At 45.6% G+C, this 17596-nt stretch carries 9 protein-coding genes; 7 read left to right on the top strand and 2 right to left on the bottom strand.

Features of this window, described 5'->3' with window-relative positions:
- The first annotated feature begins 168 nt into the window (after window positions 1-168).
- From E7Z59_RS05420 to E7Z59_RS05390, 7 genes are all read left to right on the top strand, one after another.
- The gene (locus E7Z59_RS05420) at window positions 169-3120 is read left to right on the top strand and encodes a SusC/RagA family TonB-linked outer membrane protein (protein ID WP_317130457.1); all 2952 of its coding nucleotides are present in this window, start codon (window positions 169-171) and stop codon (window positions 3118-3120) included.
- A gap of 9 nt (window positions 3121-3129) precedes the next feature.
- A complete protein-coding gene (locus E7Z59_RS05415; protein WP_136335256.1) occupies window positions 3130-4740 on the top strand; it encodes a RagB/SusD family nutrient uptake outer membrane protein in 1611 nt (536 codons plus the stop codon).
- 19 nt (window positions 4741-4759) lie between these two features.
- Window positions 4760-6151 carry a SusE domain-containing protein gene (locus E7Z59_RS05410; protein ID WP_242015609.1) on the top strand — a complete coding sequence of 464 codons (1392 nt, stop codon included), beginning with the start codon at window positions 4760-4762 and terminating at the stop codon, window positions 6149-6151.
- An 87-nt stretch (window positions 6152-6238) separates the two neighbouring features.
- Window positions 6239-9598 (top strand): alpha-amylase family glycosyl hydrolase, encoded by a 3360-nt coding sequence (locus E7Z59_RS05405; protein ID WP_136335255.1) that lies wholly within the window; start codon window positions 6239-6241, stop codon window positions 9596-9598.
- Window positions 9595-10317 carry a hypothetical protein gene (locus E7Z59_RS05400; RefSeq protein ID WP_136335254.1) on the top strand — a complete coding sequence of 241 codons (723 nt, stop codon included), beginning with the start codon at window positions 9595-9597 and terminating at the stop codon, window positions 10315-10317. The genes E7Z59_RS05405 and E7Z59_RS05400 overlap by 4 nt, the downstream gene beginning before the upstream one ends.
- 251 nt (window positions 10318-10568) lie before the next feature.
- Window positions 10569-13664 carry a SusC/RagA family TonB-linked outer membrane protein gene (locus E7Z59_RS05395; RefSeq protein WP_136335253.1) on the top strand — a complete coding sequence of 1032 codons (3096 nt, stop codon included), beginning with the start codon at window positions 10569-10571 and terminating at the stop codon, window positions 13662-13664.
- 11 nt (window positions 13665-13675) lie between these two features.
- Entirely contained in the window at window positions 13676-15199 is a 1524-nt protein-coding gene (locus tag E7Z59_RS05390) for a RagB/SusD family nutrient uptake outer membrane protein (protein ID WP_136335252.1), read from the top strand.
- A 160-nt stretch (window positions 15200-15359) separates the two neighbouring features.
- Here E7Z59_RS05390 and E7Z59_RS05385 read toward each other — a convergent pair whose 3' ends face one another.
- The gene (locus tag E7Z59_RS05385) at window positions 15360-16064 is read right to left on the bottom strand and encodes a response regulator transcription factor (RefSeq protein WP_136335251.1); all 705 of its coding nucleotides are present in this window, start codon (window positions 16062-16064) and stop codon (window positions 15360-15362) included.
- A gap of 3 nt (window positions 16065-16067) precedes the next feature.
- Window positions 16068-17366, bottom strand: coding sequence for a sensor histidine kinase (locus E7Z59_RS05380; RefSeq protein ID WP_242015610.1), 1299 nt, complete (start codon window positions 17364-17366; stop codon window positions 16068-16070).
- Window positions 17367-17596: the final 230 nt, after the last annotated feature.

The following is a 17596-nucleotide window of genomic DNA, read 5'->3' as shown; positions in this document are numbered from 1 at the left end:
GAAATGGCAATTCTCAAAAAGAAAAAAGTTTTTAACACGAAAACGTTTTCGGTTCTGTTTTAACTACGCAAACGTTTTCTCAACCTTCTCTTTACATAATTTTAACGTCGAGAAGTACTAGCATAACTTAGTCAATAACACAAATTATTTTAACTACTTATGAAGACAATGCATAGATGCATCACCATGTTCTTGCTCTTGTTCGGGTTAATGGCCCAGGCACAGGAAATAGTTCGTGGTGTCGTGGTGGAAGCAGCCACCGGAACACCCTTGCCCGGGGTAAACGTAGTTGTTCAGGGAACAACACGGGGTACGGCTACCGATTTTGACGGTAATTTTGCCATTGAGGCTGCACAGGGAGAAACCCTTGTGATCAGTTATATCGGATTTAAAACACAACAAGTACCGGTAACAGGACAACCTATGAATATAGCTCTTGAGGAAGATTCAGGTCTTCTTGACGAGGTGGTTGTTATCGGTTATGGTACCGTAAAGAAAGAAGAAGCAACCGATGCGGTTGACGTGGTTAGTACTGAAGACTTTAACCAGGGGCCCATCGTTTCTGCACAGCAACTTATTCAAGGTAAAGTAGCAGGGGTATCGATCACCACCGGTAGTGGTGCTCCAGGAGAAGGATCAAACGTCCTTATTCGTGGTATCAGCTCCCTGAGCCTGAACTCTAATCCACTTTTTGTTGTCGACGGGGTACCGTTGAACGACGGTGGCGTTGGGGGAAGCAGAAACCCACTTAACCTTATTAACCCTAACGATATCGAATCGATGAGTGTCCTGAAGGATGCTTCTGCGACGTCGATCTACGGTTCCCGTGCAGCCAACGGGGTGATCCTGATCACCACCAAAAAAGGTAAGGCGGGAGAGCTTAAACTTAACTACAGTGGTATCACCTCTGTTTACGAGCCAGTAAACAAAGTTGACGTGCTTACTGCCGATGAGTTCCGCAATGTAGTGAACACCTATGGGAATGATGATGATATTGCTCGATTAGGTACAGCTTCTACCGATTGGCAGGACCTTATTTACAACTCTGCCTTTGGAGGTGACCATACGCTGAGCGCCCAGGGAGGTATCTTTAATATTCCTTTCCGTGCCTCTGCAGGTTACACTGACCAGGAAGGTATTCTTAGAGGAGATAAGCTGGAGCGTGTAACAGGATCTTTCAACCTGCGCCCGCGTCTTTTAAATGATGATCTTTTACTGGAATTCAACGCAAGAGTATCGAGAACCGACAACACCTTTGCAAACCGCGAAGCTATCGGTTCTGCCAATGCATTTGATCCTACACAATCGGTTTACGATGTAAACTCTCCGTATTACGCCTTTACAGATGCTAACGGTACCGATTTCGGGTATACCAGTTACCTGAACGCTGCCGGAACCCAGCAGTTGAACCTGGCTCCTACCAACCCGATCGCACTGCTTGACCTGGTTAAGGATCAGGCCACGGTAGATCGTTTTGTAGGAAACTTCAAAGTAGACTATTCACTGCCGTGGGTAGAGGGACTTACTGCTACAGTTAACGCAGGTTATGATTATTCCAGCAGTGAAGGTTTCAGCCAGACCCAACCGAATATCCCTACTCCAAGTATCGGTTTTGACGGTAGGAGAAATGACTATACCCAGGAGGCAATCAATAAACTATTTGATGCCTATGTGACCTATAACAATGATTTTGGCAACAACAACCTGGAGGCGACCGCCGGTTATTCCTACCAGCAATTTGAGTTTGATAATTTCTCCAGAAGTGAAGAACGCATCCTTAATGCAGACGGAAGTCTTAATGAAGAAGCTTCTATCAACCAGGAGTTTATAGACAAATCGAGAAACGTACTGCTTTCGTACTTCGGAAGGGTGAAGTACGACATCAATAACAAATACATCATCAAGGCTTCCCTTCGTGCAGATGCATCTTCCAAGCTTAACCCGGAAGACCGTTGGGGATATTTCCCATCTGTTGCCGCAGCCTGGAACATCCACAATGAAGGATTCATGAGTGGTGGTTTCTTTGATCAGTTAAAACTTCGTCTTGGTTACGGGGAAGTAGGTAACGTAAACGGTCTGGGAGACTATAACTTCCTTACCCGATATGTTGGAAGTACCAATACTGCCCAGTACCAATTCGGAACCCAGTTCTACAACACCTACCGTCCGGAGCCTATTAACGAGGATCTGAAATGGGAAGTAGGTAGCACCTGGAATGCAGGTCTTGATTTCGCCATCCTGAACAGCCGTGTAAACGGTTCGGTGAATGCCTACCTGAAGAAAACCAACGACCTTATCGCTAATACCATTGTTGACCCCTTTACCAACTTTGGTAACGTTATTCCTGCCAATATCGGGGATATGGAGAACAAAGGTGTCGAGGTTGAATTGGGTGTTACTGCTGTTGAAACTGAGAATTTCTCATGGACCATCAATTACAACGTAGCCTTTAACGACAATACCATTACCCGTCTTCCTGACACCCAGGATGTAGGAGGTATTTCCGGAGGGGTTGGTAATACCATCCAGCGCCACCAGGAGGGCATTTCTCCGTTCAGCTACTTTGTATACAAGCAGATCTACGATGAAGACGGAAACCCTATCGAGGGTGCTGTAGCCGATATTAATGGTGACGGACAGATCAATACAGACGACCGTTACTTCTACAAAGATCCTTATGCAGACATCATCATGGGTCTTAGCACCAGTATCAACTGGAACAACTGGGATTTCCAGGCAGTATCACGTGCTAACATTGGCAACTATGCTTACAACAACGTAGCCAGTACATCTGCCATCAACAATGTATTCCAGAATGACATTTTGACCAATACCCACTCTGAGATCCTTACTACAGAATTCCAGCAGTTCACTGAGGTAAATCTCATCAGTGATTATTATATTGAGAATGCCTCATTCTTCAGACTTGATAACGTAACCTTAGGGTATACCCTGCAGGAAGGTTTCTTCGGAAATCCGCTCCGCATCTACGGTGCCGCAAACAACCTGTTGGTAATTTCCAACTACAGTGGCCTTGACCCTGAGATCACGGGAGGTATTGACAATAACTTTTACCCACGACCAAGAGTATTTGTACTGGGTCTGAATCTTAATTTTTAATATAGAGGTATGAAAAGGATAAAATATTTAGTACTGACACTCATAGCCGGAAGTATGCTTACGGCTTGTCACCAAGACCTTGACCAAACCCCGATCGATCCGGATCTTTTTACGGAGATCGACGTATATGCAAATATCGATGAAGCTAAATCGGCTTTAGCCAAGGTATATGCATCTATGGCCCTTACCGGGCAACAGGGACCTGCCGGACAGGCAGATATTGCCGGGATCGATGAAGGATTCTCCCAATTCACCCGTATGCTGTACAACCTGAACGAATTGACGACCGACCATGCAGTTGTAGGCTGGGGAGACCCCGGTCTGCCGGATCTTCACGAAATGGATTGGGGAGCAGGAAATGACTTTACCGAAGCCATGTATTACCGATTGGCCCAGGTAGTGTCTTTCTCTAACTCCTTCATCTCTAATGCCGGGCAATTGGGCACTGAAGATGCTGAAGTGCGCTCATTTATTGCAGAGGCAAGATTCATCAGAGCCTATGCTTATTACAACCTGATGGACCTTTACGCGAATGTTCCTTTGGTAACCGAGATCACTGCCAATCTTCCGGAACAGAGCAACCGTCAGGAGATCTTTGCTTTTATTGAAGCAGAATTAAAAGAGATCGAAGGCGATCTTAAACCTGCCTTATCTAATGAATACGGTCGGGTAGACCAGGCGGCAGCACAGGCCCTTCTTTCCAGAATGTACCTGAATGCAGAAGTATTTATCGGAGAAAGCAAATATGCCGAAGCACTGCAGTATGCCGAAACAGTGATCAACAGCGCTTACAGCCTGAACACCACCGATGGTAACGGAAACGGAACGGCTTATGACGAGCTCTTCCTTGCCGACAATGACCGCAACGGGGCTCAGAATGAGTTTATTTTCGCCTTGAACTTCGATGGGATCAATGCCCAGACTTATGGTGGTTCAACCTTTATGTGTCATGCCCCCGTTGGAGGAACCATGGATCCTGCTTTCTTTGGTGTTAACGGTGGATGGGCCGGATACAGAACCACCAAAGGGCTTGTGGAGAAATTTGAAAGTTCTGTGACTGCTTCAGACGCCGGAGCTCCCGTAGCCTGGTCTGATGCGCGTGCTAACTTTTATATCGACGGTCAAAATTACGAGATCCAAACCATTGCCAATACTTTTGAAGATGGATACGCCCTGGTAAAATACAGAAACGTGGATGTAAACGGAAACCAGGGAAGTGATGCTTCCGGAAATTTCGCCGATTGTGATATTCCACTTATCCGTTTGGCAGAAATGTACCTGAACTACGCTGAGGCTGCTGTGAAAGGTGGTGGAGGTAGCGTGGCTACTGCAGTTACCTACATTAATGAGCTCAGAGCCCGTGCCGGAGCTGATGCTATTGCGCAAGGAGACCTTACCGCTCAATTCATATTAGACGAAAGATCAAGAGAATTGCAGTGGGAAGGCTTCAGAAGAACTGACCTGATCAGATACGGACAATTCGTTAGCGGAAGCTACCTGTGGCCTTTCAAAGGAGGCGTACAGAACGGAAAAGCTGTTGAAGATTTCAGAAAGATCTTCCCGCTTCCGAACAACGTTCTTCAGATCAACCCTAACTTAACTCAAAACCCCGGTTACTAACCACTAATACTATTACAAAATGAAAAAGTTTTTCAAAAACATAAAGTACTTTGCCATGGCCGCTGCCATGGGGGTAGGATTCACCTCCTGCGACAATGAAGATTACCTGGTGATCACGGCTACTGAGCCGGGAGAAGCTCTTGTATTCACCAATACCATCGAAAATGAATACCTGATCTCTTCTAAGACCTCTTCAAACGTTGCTGAGCGTTTCGTATGGAGTCCTGCAGATTTCGATGTACCAACCCCTGTAAACTACACCCTTGAAGGATCAGTAAATGCTGACTTCTCAACGATAGATTACACCTCAGGTACTATCGATGCTACTAACCAGGCAGTGATGGTTAGAGACCTGCTGGGAATGGCTGAGGCTATGGGCCTTGATTCTGATCCGTCAACCAACGGAGAAGATGGTCAACCTAACAACACAGGAGAAGTTTACTTCCGTGTGCAGGCTTTCGTTGGAGATGCCGGAGCTGCAAACAGCGTAAACCAAACTTCAGACATCAGTGCTATGACCATCTCTATGATCGAAGACGCCGGAGCCGGAAGTGGTATCACGATTGCTTCATGGGGTCTTGTAGGGTCTGCTGTTAACAATTGGGGAGCATATCCTGATATTCCAATGTATGACGATGGCAGCGGAGTTCTTGTAGCTTATGCTTACCTGAACAGCGGTGCTATGAAATTCCGTGAAAACAATGACTGGGGTAACAACCTTGGTGATGACGGAGCAGATGGAACTGTAGAAGCTAATGGTGCCGACATTGTTGTTGATGCAGCCGGACGTTACAAAGTAACGCTTGACACCAACAATAACACCTGGAGCCTGGAGGCTTACTCTTGGGGGATTGTAGGATCTGCCTACAATGACTGGGGTAACCTTGGGCCTGACGCACCTTTCTACTACGATTATACCACAAACACCTTTAAAGCAGGAGTTAAACTTCTTGACGGAGCTATGAAAGTTCGTTTCAACAACGATTGGGGACTGAACTACGGTGATTCCGGTGCAGACGGAACTATTGAAGAAGGTGGTGATGACATCGTAGTTACTGCAGGTTTCTACCTGGTAACTCTTGATATTGAAAACGGAACTATCGCTATCGAAGAAACCAGCACTTATGGTGTAGTTGGTTCAGGTTACAACGACTGGGGTAACGCCGGACCTGATGCTACCTTAACTGAGATCCAGCCTGGTATTTTCTATGCTGATAATATCACTTTGGTTGACGGTGCTATCAAATTCCGAGTGAATGAAGATTGGGGATTAAACTACGGAGACAATGAGCCGGATGGAGTCCTTGAACAAGACGGAACTGATATTACGGTGACTGCAGGAACCAACCGAATCATGCTTGATTTCAGCGACAGTGGAAATCCAACTTACAACCTGTATCCTTTTGAATAATGTATTATTTCAATAGTATATAAGGACTTAGAAAAGGGTTGATGCCATAGCGCATCAACCCTTTCTTATTATAATTCCAAAATTTCTATGAAAAAATTTCTACTCCTTTTTCTTGCGATGGCCCTCCCCCTGCTTGCGGGAGCCCAACAGCAAAACGCTACGGCCAGTATTGACCCTCCCACCTTTGGAGAAAATACAGAGATCACGATCACCATAACAGGCGTTGACCCCTCCCAATGGGGCGTAAGCGACCTCTATATGTGGATGTGGTCTTACGATGAGAACGACACCAACGAACAGAACTCCCCTACCAATGGCACCTGGGAGAGTTCCAACGAAGCCCAGATAATGGTCAACAATGGCGATGGCAGTTACAGCTTCACCTTTACCCCTACTACCCTTTACAACAGAACAGGAATCGGTCGGATTGGCTTTCTTGCCAAGGCCAAGAATGGAACCGGCGACAAAAAAACACAGGATCTTTTTGCTGAAGTAGGAGGCTACCAGCTTTCCCTAATTAATCCGACTAAACAAGTAACTGAAATTGCCGCAGGTACCGCAGTAACCATTGAAGCAGTAACCTCAGATAACTCTACATTCACCCTGCTTGCCAATGACGTGGAAGTAGACAGTCAAACCGGGATCACTGAGTATACCTTTACTACAGCACCCCTGAACGCAACCACCAATTTTACCCTCACCGCCACCAACGGTTCAGAGACCCTTAGCGAAAGCTTTACCTATCTCATTCCTCCAACCGTAGTTGAGGAAGCCCTGCCTGCAGGTTTGAAAAATGGGATCAATTATAACGAAGCAGACCCCACCAAAGCTACCCTGGTACTCTTTGCTCCGGGAAAGAGCTTTGCACACGTGATCGGTAGTTTTAACAACTGGCAGATCAGTGACGACTACCTGATGAAAAAAGATCCAACCACCGGACAATTCTGGCTGGAACTTACCGGGCTAACCCCACAAACAAACTACAGCTTTCAATACCTGGTAGACCTCAGCATCAATATTGCAGACCCCTACTCTACGACTATTCTTGATCCGTGGAACGATCAATTCATCACTGACATAACTTATCCGAACCTGCCGGCTTATCCCGAAGGACAATCGGAAGCAGTAACCTTATTGCGCACCGGAGATCCTGAATACATCTGGTCTGCAGCCACCACCGGATTTACTCCTCCATCAAAAACAGACCTGGTGATCTATGAGCTGCTGATCCGTGATTTTGACGAACGCCACAGCTTTGCCGCCGTAGAAGATCGTCTAGATTACCTGGCAACATTAGGCGTTAACGCTATCGAATTGATGCCGGTTAACGAATTTGACGGAAACGAAAGCTGGGGATACAACCCCTCTTTCCACATGGCCCTGGATAAATACTACGGAAGTCCCGAAGCCTTTAAACAACTCATTGATGCCTGTCATGCCAGGGGGATGGCCGTGATCGTTGACGTGGTGTATAACCACGCCACCGGGCAGCATCCCTATGTGCGCCTATGGAATGCCACTAATGGCACAACAAGCGGAGCCCCAACAGAAGAAAATCCGTTCTTTAACACCTCCGCCACCCACAGCTACAGTGTATTCAATGATTTCGACCATTCCTACCAGGGCACCCGAGACTATGTGAACCAAACCCTTGAATACTGGATCGAAGAATACAAAATCGATGGCTTTCGCTGGGACCTTACCAAAGGCTTTACCCAGAATTGTAGTGGTTCTAATGAGGGATGCACCAATGCTACCCAGGCAGACCGTGTTGCTGTACTGAAAGGGTATGCTGACACCCAATGGGCAATGGACGACGACTTCTTAGTGATCTTCGAGCACCTTGGAGGCCTACAGGAAGAAGAACAATGGGCCGACTACCGTATTGATGAAGGAAAAGGCATTATGCTCTGGAACAAGATGACCGGACCTTATAACGAAGCTACCATGGGATACAACAGCGGATCTGATTTTTCGGGAGCTTCCTGGAAAGTAAAAGGCTTTAAACAACCTTCTGCGGTCTCTTATATGGAAAGCCACGATGAAGAGCGCCTTATGTTTAAAAACCTGCAATTCGGAAACTCAGAAGGCAGTTATAACGTAACCAACCTGAACACAGCTCTCCATCGTATGAAGGCTGCAGGTGGTATGTTCTTCACCATTCCCGGCCCGAAAATGCTTTGGCAGTTTGGAGAATTAGGGTATGACATTAGTATAGACGTGCCTGACAGAACAGGCAACAAACCTATTCTATGGGAATATTTTGATGATCCTGAAAGAAAGGCCATTTACGACAGCTGGAGCGATCTGATCAAACTGCGCACAGGAGAAGCTATCTTCGAAACCACCGAGTTCACCCTTGACCTTGGCAGCAGCAGCGGTATCAAGCAAATTACGCTGACCGACCCTAACGCCACCGGCGATGCTATTAAATTTGTAACCGTGGTCGCCAACTTCGGATTGACGCCGATCACCATGACCCCCGATTTTGCTGAGACCGGAGCCTGGTATGAGGTGCTTGAGGAAAATAAGAAATACGTGGTAACCAGTCTTGATCAAACCATAGAACTGGCCCCTGGTGAATTCAGGTTGTTTGCCAATAACCCTTCTTCCTTATTCCCCGACAACAACATTCCTGATGCCGATCACGACGGGGTAGCCGATGCAGATGACCTTTGTAACAATACTCCTCTGGGCGCAACAGTCAACCTTGAAGGTTGTGAGATCTTCACCCTACCTGCAGACAACTTCACCCTGCTGGCCACCGGAGAAAGCTGCAGAAACAGTGATGACGGCAGCATTTCAGTGACGACAAAAGAGGTATTAGAATACAATGTGAATATTACAGGCACCAACCTCCAGACTTCAGATACCTTTAACGGTACCGAATGGAGTCTTGAAATGTTGGAAGCAGGCACCTATGAAATTTGCTTTACCATTGCTTCAGAGCCTGACTTCGAACAGTGCTTCGAAGTATTGATCACCCAGCCCGAAGACCTGGCTGTTTCCAGCAAGGTCAATACCTCGGCAAGAAGTCTTTCTCTTGACATGGAGGGTGGCGAACGCTATATCATTACCCTGAACGGGTACACCTATGAGACCTCAAAAAGTACTTACGACCTGCCTTTGAAAGAAGGCTGGAATGAATTGAGTGTTAAGACCGCTGTTGATTGCCAGGGTGAATTCAAGGAAACCATCTTCGTGGGAGAAAATGCTATGGCCTACCCTAACCCTGCCAGGTCGTATATTAATATTTCCCTGCCGTCAGAATCAACGGCCACCTATTTTATCTATGACCTGCTGGGCAACCTGATCCAAAAGGGTGAGGTAAACAGCTACTCAACAATGAACAATCGTGTTTCCTTAATTGGCATCACTCCGGGATTATACCTCCTTCATATTGAAGGCAGTGATCTTAAGGAAACTTTTAAAATCGTGAAACAATGATAAGATCTATGATACCATCCATATTCCGAAACACCTTGTTAGCAGCCATGGGAGGGCTTCTGCTCTCCTGTGGCGGTGAATCGGGAGATACCCCAGAACCGGAACCTGTACCCGATCCGTTGCCAGCTGCCCTTAGTCTTCCGGCAGACAACGAGGTGTGCTACGACGGTAACATCATTTCTAGCAGTATGAGCGAGGTGACCTTTTCATGGAACCCTTCAGAAAATACCGATCGCTATCAACTGGAGGTCACCAACCTGAATACCAACATCTCAACTGTGTATCCTTCAACCGGCACGCAGATCGCTGTAAGCCTTGAACGAGGTGTGCCCTATTTGTGGTGGGTCACTTCATTAGCTACAGGTTCGCAGAATTCCGCCACCTCCGCATCACGCAGGTTTTACCTGGCCGGCGAAGGTATAAGCAATTACGCACCCTTCCCAGCTGAACTCACCGGACCTTCTTCAGGAAGTACCGTTGCAGCAAACGCAGTTACATTTACCTGGAAGGGCAGCGATGTAGACAGCCAGGAACTTGTGTACGCCCTGTACCTGGATACAACTGATGGCAAAACGCAGCAGGAGGCTTCCGGAATTACGGCACAAACGTATGAAGTTACAGGTTTGCAGGCAGGTACCGTATACTACTGGAGCATCAAAACCACAGACCCTCAAGGAAATACTTCGAGATCTCCCGGCAGAATTTTTAAAACTCAATAGTTTTAGGAAATTACTTTCAACTGCTATAAGAATAGTTGAAATGCTAAAAATACCGACAAACAACCTGCAATAAGGGCTTCGGATTACCGAAGCCCTTATTTTTTAGGTGGTCTGCCCAAATATTCTTAAAATAGTTATCTAATTTTTATTATATTCACAACCTCTGCAATGCCTAAATTACCTACAACAAAATGTAATTATCAAGGGCAGTTATTGTAGAAGCTAACTATTTGAACTTTAAATTTAACTGTATGAAAAACAATTTACTTAAAGCCATGGTGCTTTTAGGGGCATTTCTATGTTTTGCCCTAACCCAGGCCCAAACTGTAAGTGGTACGGTTTCCGACCCTTCTGGTCCGCTTCCCGGTGCGAATGTACTGGTAAAAGGAACAAGCATAGGGACTCAAACCGATTTTGACGGTAACTACACCCTTGAAAATGTTCCCTCAGACGGGGTTTTGGTGTTTAGTTACGTAGGATTCGTTTCACAGGAAGTACCTGTGAACGGTCAATCTACCATTAACGTAACGCTTCAGGAAGATGCCCAGGCACTTGACGAAGTAGTGGTTATTGGTTACGGTACCCAGGCTATTGAAGATGCTACGGGTGCGGTAGACGTGGTTTCCTCTGACGATTTCCAGAAGGGGGTTATTTCATCCCCTGAACAATTGATCCAGGGTAAAACTGCAGGGGTACAGATCACCCAGACCAGTGGTGAGCCCGGTGCCGGAGTTAACATCCGGATCAGGGGTACGGCTTCGGTTCGTTCTAACAACAACCCGCTATTTGTTGTAGACGGAGTGCCATTAGCTGCCGAAGACACCCAGAGTGGTGGTAGTGATGTGGGTAACGGTGCTACTTCTGCCAGAAACCCGCTAAACTTCCTTAACCCTTCTGATATTGAAAGTATTTCCATCCTGAAAGATGCCTCTGCAACCGCCATCTATGGTTCACGAGGTGCTAACGGGGTTGTATTGATTACTACCAAGAGTGGTAAAGCCGGTGCCGGAGGTGTATGGGAAGTGAACGCGAATATGGCTTATGCCGAGCCTGCCAAAAGTTTTGATCTGTTAGATCGTGAGCAATACCTGGCCGGGATCGCCCAATATGGAAATGACCCTTCAGCTCTTGATTTCGGCAACGATACCGACTGGCAAAAAGTGGTATTGCGTTCGCCGCTATCTCCGGTAGCTAATGTGGCTTATTCGAACAACTATGGCTCAGGGAATGTACGTGCTTCTTTCGGTTACCAAAATCAATTTGGTGTTGTTCAAAATTCTTCACAGGAAAGAATTACAGGAAGATTAAACCTTTCTCAGCGTTTATTAAACGATAAATTAAGACTGGATTTCAACGGTACACTTTCAAGAGTAAACGATGAAGCTCCGCTTATTACAAGAAATGCAGGATCTCAGGGTGACCTTTTAGGTGCTGCTTACTTTGCAAATCCGACCTACCCGAATGATCCGACTTTTGATCCGGGAGGTGCCGAATTAAACCCGGCCAACCTCTTGGTTGAATACGAAGATCTTACCAATACTAACAGAGTACTGTTCAATGCTTCTGCAGAATATGAGATAGTAGAAGGACTGAAAGCTAAGGTGATCTATGGTTATGACTACTCACAGTCTGACCGTAACCAGACCTTGACACGTGACGTGATCGGTTTCAACAACGGTACCGTTGGTAATGGTCGTGGAGTACTTAGTGAAGTAAACCAATTGAACCGACTGTTTGACGCTACGCTTTCTTACAATAAAGAATTCGGAAACTCTTCTCTTGAGGCCTTATTAGGTTATTCTTATCAGAGCTTCCAGAGATATGGTAACACTACCCTAGGTTTTGGTTACAGCAGCAGCGAACACGAGGATATGAGAAACGATCTTAACAGAACCAAAGATATCTTATTAGGCTCTGTTGATGGAGAATACCAGCAGATCATTTACTCTCCGGACCAGGATGCACTGGCCATCAACCGTCTCTTTACTGACGATGCGACCTCTGCACCGCTCCCTGGAAGTATTCCAATTGCTTCTGCCGGTTATGACCGTTTTGATTTCACTGATGAACTGCAGTCATTCTTTGGTAGGGTAAACTATACCATCGCTGAGAAATACCTTCTTACAGGTACTTTAAGAGTGGATGGTTCGTCACGTTTCGGACCAAACAACAAATACGGATGGTTCCCATCTGCGGCATTTGCCTGGAAGCTTCACGAAGAAGATTTTATGGGTGATTCCTTTTCTGATCTGAAACTGAGATTAGGTTGGGGTATTACCGGTAACCAGGATGGTCTTGGATATGGTAACTACCTCTTCCGTGAGCGCTATGCCGGTATCGGTATCCAGAACAACGGTAACATTCAGGTTCCCGGACTTTCTATCCAATCTTTACCGGAGGACGATCTGAAGTGGGAATCTACCGCTCAGTACAACATCGGTCTTGACTTCGGATTAGGCCTGAACAGACTGAACGGATCTTTAGACTTCTATTACAAGAACACTACTGACCTTCTGTTAAGAACGGAAACAGCTGCTCCGTCTCCTCAGGACTTTAACTTCCAGAACCTTGATGCTGATGTGATCAACAAAGGGGTGGAATTTGCCATCAACTATGATTTCATTCAGCAGGAAGACCTGTTCTGGACTGCCGGATTCAACATTTCGTATAACGAAAACGAAGTTAAGAACCTGGAAGGTGTACAGATACAAACCGGAGAGATCAACGGTAACGGACTTACCGGAGCCTTTGCTCAGTTACTTATCACCGATCAGCCATTATTCTCATATTATTTAAGAGAGTTCGGAGGATTTGATGAGAATGGTATTTCTATCTATCCAAACGGTGATGTACAGCAACTTATAGGTAAATCTGCCTTACCAAAGGTAAACCTTGGTTTCAATACTTCTTTCTCCTGGAGAAACTGGAGTATGGATGCCTTCCTTACCGGACAGTACGGTCAATATATTTATAACAATACGGCTAACGCCTTCTTTACCGCCGGTATTATTAACGGAGGTAAGAATGTTACCACCGATGTGCTAACCAATGGGGAATCACCTGCTAACGCACCCGATGTATCTACCAGGTTCCTGGAAGATGGAGGATTCCTCAGAATGCAAACCTTGAGTCTGGCTTATGACGTTCCGCTAAGCGGAGAAGGGTCTTTTAACAGTATGAGACTGTCACTAACCGGACAAAATCTTTTCGTGATCACTGACTATAGCGGTCTTGATCCCGAGGTGAATGTAGATAAGTCTTTGAACAACGTTCCGTCTTTAGGAATTGATTATTCAAGTTTCCCTAGACCAAGAACGATTTCGTTTGGTGTAAGTGCAACCTTTTAAAAATTGAAAGAATGAGAAAAATGAATTTTAAACCTTTATTCCTGACCCTGCTCGCTGTTGGTTTTGCCAGCTGTACGGATTTGGAGATCGAAGAGACCGATTCCATTTTCGGATCCCAATCGGGTGAGTTTACCGGAGTAGACGCTGCCGGTGTATTGGAGAATGTCTATAATGATGTTCGGGGTCAACTCGAGAACCAGGCTGATCTTTACGCCATGGCGGAGGTTAGTACTGACGAATTCCTGGTACCAACACGTGGTACAGACTGGGGAGACAACGGGGTATGGCGTACGCTGCACTCGCACACCTGGGATGCCAACCACCAATTTGTGCGTGCCGTATGGAACAACATGAACCGCAATGTATTTAACGCTTCTGCGGTAATCGATTCGAAAAGTAACCCTACCACCCAGGAAGTGGCTGAAGCCAAATTCCTGAGAGCATATTCTATGTTCTGGGTAGTGGACCTTTACGGACAAGCTCCTTTCAGAGATGTAAATTCAGATAACACTGAACTGCCTGTAATTTTGAGCAGAACAGAAGCTACTGATTTTATCATCCAGGATTTGGAAGAGGCCATTCAGGATCTTCCGGATGCACCTGCAGGTGGTTCCAACAGAGCCACAGCAGAAGCTGCTAAATTTTTATTGGCTAAGGTGTTATTAAACCGTCATGTTTACAACGGAAGCGGTACGCCTGACAATGCTGATATGAACCGTGTGGTTACTTTGGTTGACGAGATCGAAGGAGCCGGTTTTTCACTGCACAACGGTGACTACTTTGAACTATTTACCGACGCTCAGGATACTGAAACCATTTGGTATGTAACTGCCAGTGTGGGTAACCAAATGTGGAACGGACTGCACTATAAGCAAAATTCTCCTGACAACGAAGGAGGTGGATGGAATGGATTCTCTACCATCGCTGAATTCTACGATCTTTTCGAAGGAGATCCGAACATCAACGTTCCGGGATCCGGACAGGAGCCACGAAGAGGATTTGTTCCTACCGACGGTTCTAACCTGGGTATAGGATATGGTTTCCTTATCGGTCAACAATACGACCAGGACGGAAATGCTATGACCGACAGGCCTGGTAATCCTTTGATCTTTACAAAAGAGCTTCCCGGATTATTAGGTAATGACGAGCGTACCGGTATCCGAGTGATAAAGTATCACCCTGAAAACGGTGCTTTTGCCGGACATAAGGTTATATTCCGTTTCGCAGATGCTCACCTGATGAGAGCAGAAGCCGAATGGTATATGGGAGCTGATATTACAGCAGATGTTAACGCTCTGAGAACTCTCAGAGGTGCCAGCGCTCTTGGAAGCGTAGGTGCTCAGGAACTTCTTGATGAGCGTGGACGTGAGTTCTATGCTGAGTTCTGGAGAAGAAATGACCTGATTCGTTTCGGACAATTCACAAATGAATGGTCGTACAAGGAGATCTCAGGAGACGATACTAAAGTATTGTATCCGATCCCTTCAACTGCATTATCTTCTAACCCTAACCTGGTTCAGAACCCAGGGTACTAGGACTTAGAAAGTAGTATAAAATTGGAAAGAGGGCTGATAGGCCCTCTTTTTTTGTGGTTGATTTTTTCACTTACTCTAACCACCCCGCCCTGCGGGCACCCCTCCTTGGAAAGGAGGGAGTATGTCACGATTTCATAATTAGCATAGGTAGCGGAAGACATCACTCCATCACCCTCAAAACAAACCCCTCATTATGCACATTCTCCAGCTTTACATTATCATCTTTTTCGAGGTATTTCCGTAATCGGGTAATAAACACATTCAAACTCTTACGATTAAAATAATCGTTCTTCCCCCAGATGGTAACCAGGATATCCCTATGACGGCATACCTTATTTTTTCGTTCTGCCAGGTATTGCAGTAATTCATTTTCCCGACCGGTTAACCGGATCTCCTCACCATTACAGGTAAGCAACAGGTTTCCGGGATCATAAGAATATTTTCCAAGAGAGATCACAGAAGGCCCAGCAGTTTCTACCTTCTTTCGCGTGTTCTTGACAAGACGTAACAGGTTATTAATGCGTACCACCAACTCTTCTTCATCCACCGGTTTTTTCAAATAATCAACCGCTCCGAGGGAGAACCCTTTCAGCACATCTATTTTTAAGGAGCGGGCAGTCAGAAACATAAATGGCAGCCCGGGATATTCCTCCACCATTTTTCCGGCCAGGGTAAAACCATCCATTTCGGGCATCATGACGTCAAGGATAGCCAGGTCAAATTGCTCATGTTTAAGAATTTCCAGGGCATCTTTGCCATTTTTTTCCCAAGTAACCTCGAAACCTTTCATACCAAGGTACTCCTTCAGGAGGTATCCTAAGGCCTGGTCATCTTCAACCAGCAACAATGATGCATTCTTTTCCATAACTTAAATCAAAGGGATTTGAATGGTAAACACAGACCCGCTTCCAGGTTGACTCCTAAGCAACACCTTTCCCTTATGCAGTTCTGTGATCCGTTTTACAAAATGTAATCCCAGCCCATAACCTTTTACAGCATGCAGGTCTCCTGAGCTTACCCGGTAAAACTTTTCAAAAATACGTTTTTGATCTTCTTTAGGGATTCCGATCCCATTATCCTCCACACAAATCCGGGCGTACTTATCATCGGCCTCCAGGGCCAAAACTATTCTTTTTGGATCAGCTGAATACTTCTTCGCATTGTCCAATAGCGTATCTGTAACATTTTTCAGGTATGATTTCATTCCCTTCACCCATACCTGACCTTCAGGGATACGCGTGCTGAAATCTACTGCCTCCAAAGCGGCCACGCCTTCAAACTCTTCAGCACTCTCCCTAAGCAAAGCTGCGAGATCCAGTCGGGTCCGTTTGAGCACCTCCCCTTTTTCTTCCAGGCCGGCCAATTCTAAAACACGATCTATCTGGGCTTTTAATTTATCTAATTGAACACGGATGATACCGGCTACCTCCTTTTTATCCACATCTTCCCTTTCGGCCAGCAATTTGGTTGCCAAACCAATGGAAAACACCGGGGTTTTCAACTCGTGGGTGAGGTTATTTATAAATTCATTAGTCACCGTGATAAGCGAACGCTGCTGCAAAAATCCTTTAAGCACCCATATCACAACCGCAGTAATGATCAAGAGAAAAATAGCCCCCGGTATCGTGAGCCCGTTAAGCTGCCGCATAAAATAGGAGTTCAGGTCACTGAATCTGAGCTCCAATATCACCGGAGCATCCTTAAGAGCAGGTAAATAGCCTTCCAGATGAACAGGATAGCTCAAAACTTTGCCTTCAGATTTTAAAACCTCAGGACTATGAAGATACACCAAGGTATCTTTATTTTTAAGCCGATAGGTGAAATCGCTGTTTACGCCATGCTTGACCAACACCCCCTTAACAAAGTCATTCAGGTAGAATCGGGAGGCATCCTGTACACTGTCGATACTTAACCTGAAGTAACTATCATCCTGCGTGATGGCCTTTCCTAAGAGAAAACTCAATTGATTTTCATATTCCAGGCCCTCTCTTATATCAGTAACCACCTCCCCCATCTTGTTATCAAACTGCACAGCAGCCAGGTTCAAACCAACCCTCAAAAACTGGTATTGAACATAGATTAGTCCGACAACCGACATCACGAACAATCCGATAAAAAAATTCCTGGTCTTCATTACATGTAATATTCGTAAAATATACAGCATCATCAGTTGATTTTAGTCATTCATTTAGCTTATTAATTTTTCATTAATCTTTTTGACTCTTTATTAATCTTTACCGGGGTTGTAAATGATTATTTTTACAAAGAGTTCGAATAGTTACAACATCAACAACTGCCAAAAAAATAAGCTAACCCACCGTTAGCTTTTTTTTGTTTAAAAAGCTATGTTTGAACTCCCCGACTCCCGGCCACCAATCAACACCGGTAATCAGGAGA

The sequence above is a fragment of the Robertkochia marina genome, assembly GCF_004799345.1.
In the GTDB taxonomy this organism is placed as follows: domain Bacteria; phylum Bacteroidota; class Bacteroidia; order Flavobacteriales; family Flavobacteriaceae; genus Robertkochia; species Robertkochia marina.
Note: the sequence above shows the minus strand (reverse complement) of the source record. Positions and strands in the feature narration are given on the sequence as shown.

Coding starts and splice junctions, on each gene's coding strand:
- E7Z59_RS05385 (WP_136335251.1), bottom strand. CDS start 16,064: ATGGAAAAGAATGCATCATTGTTGCTGGTTGAAGATGACCAGGCCTTA.
- E7Z59_RS05395 (WP_136335253.1), top strand. CDS start 10,569: ATGAAAAACAATTTACTTAAAGCCATGGTGCTTTTAGGGGCATTTCTA.
- E7Z59_RS05380 (WP_242015610.1), bottom strand. CDS start 17,366: ATGATGCTGTATATTTTACGAATATTACATGTAATGAAGACCAGGAAT.
- E7Z59_RS05415 (WP_136335256.1), top strand. CDS start 3,130: ATGAAAAGGATAAAATATTTAGTACTGACACTCATAGCCGGAAGTATG.
- E7Z59_RS05390 (WP_136335252.1), top strand. CDS start 13,676: ATGAGAAAAATGAATTTTAAACCTTTATTCCTGACCCTGCTCGCTGTT.
- E7Z59_RS05405 (WP_136335255.1), top strand. CDS start 6,239: ATGAAAAAATTTCTACTCCTTTTTCTTGCGATGGCCCTCCCCCTGCTT.
- E7Z59_RS05400 (WP_136335254.1), top strand. CDS start 9,595: ATGATAAGATCTATGATACCATCCATATTCCGAAACACCTTGTTAGCA.
- E7Z59_RS05420 (WP_317130457.1), top strand. CDS start 169: ATGCATAGATGCATCACCATGTTCTTGCTCTTGTTCGGGTTAATGGCC.
- E7Z59_RS05410 (WP_242015609.1), top strand. CDS start 4,760: ATGAAAAAGTTTTTCAAAAACATAAAGTACTTTGCCATGGCCGCTGCC.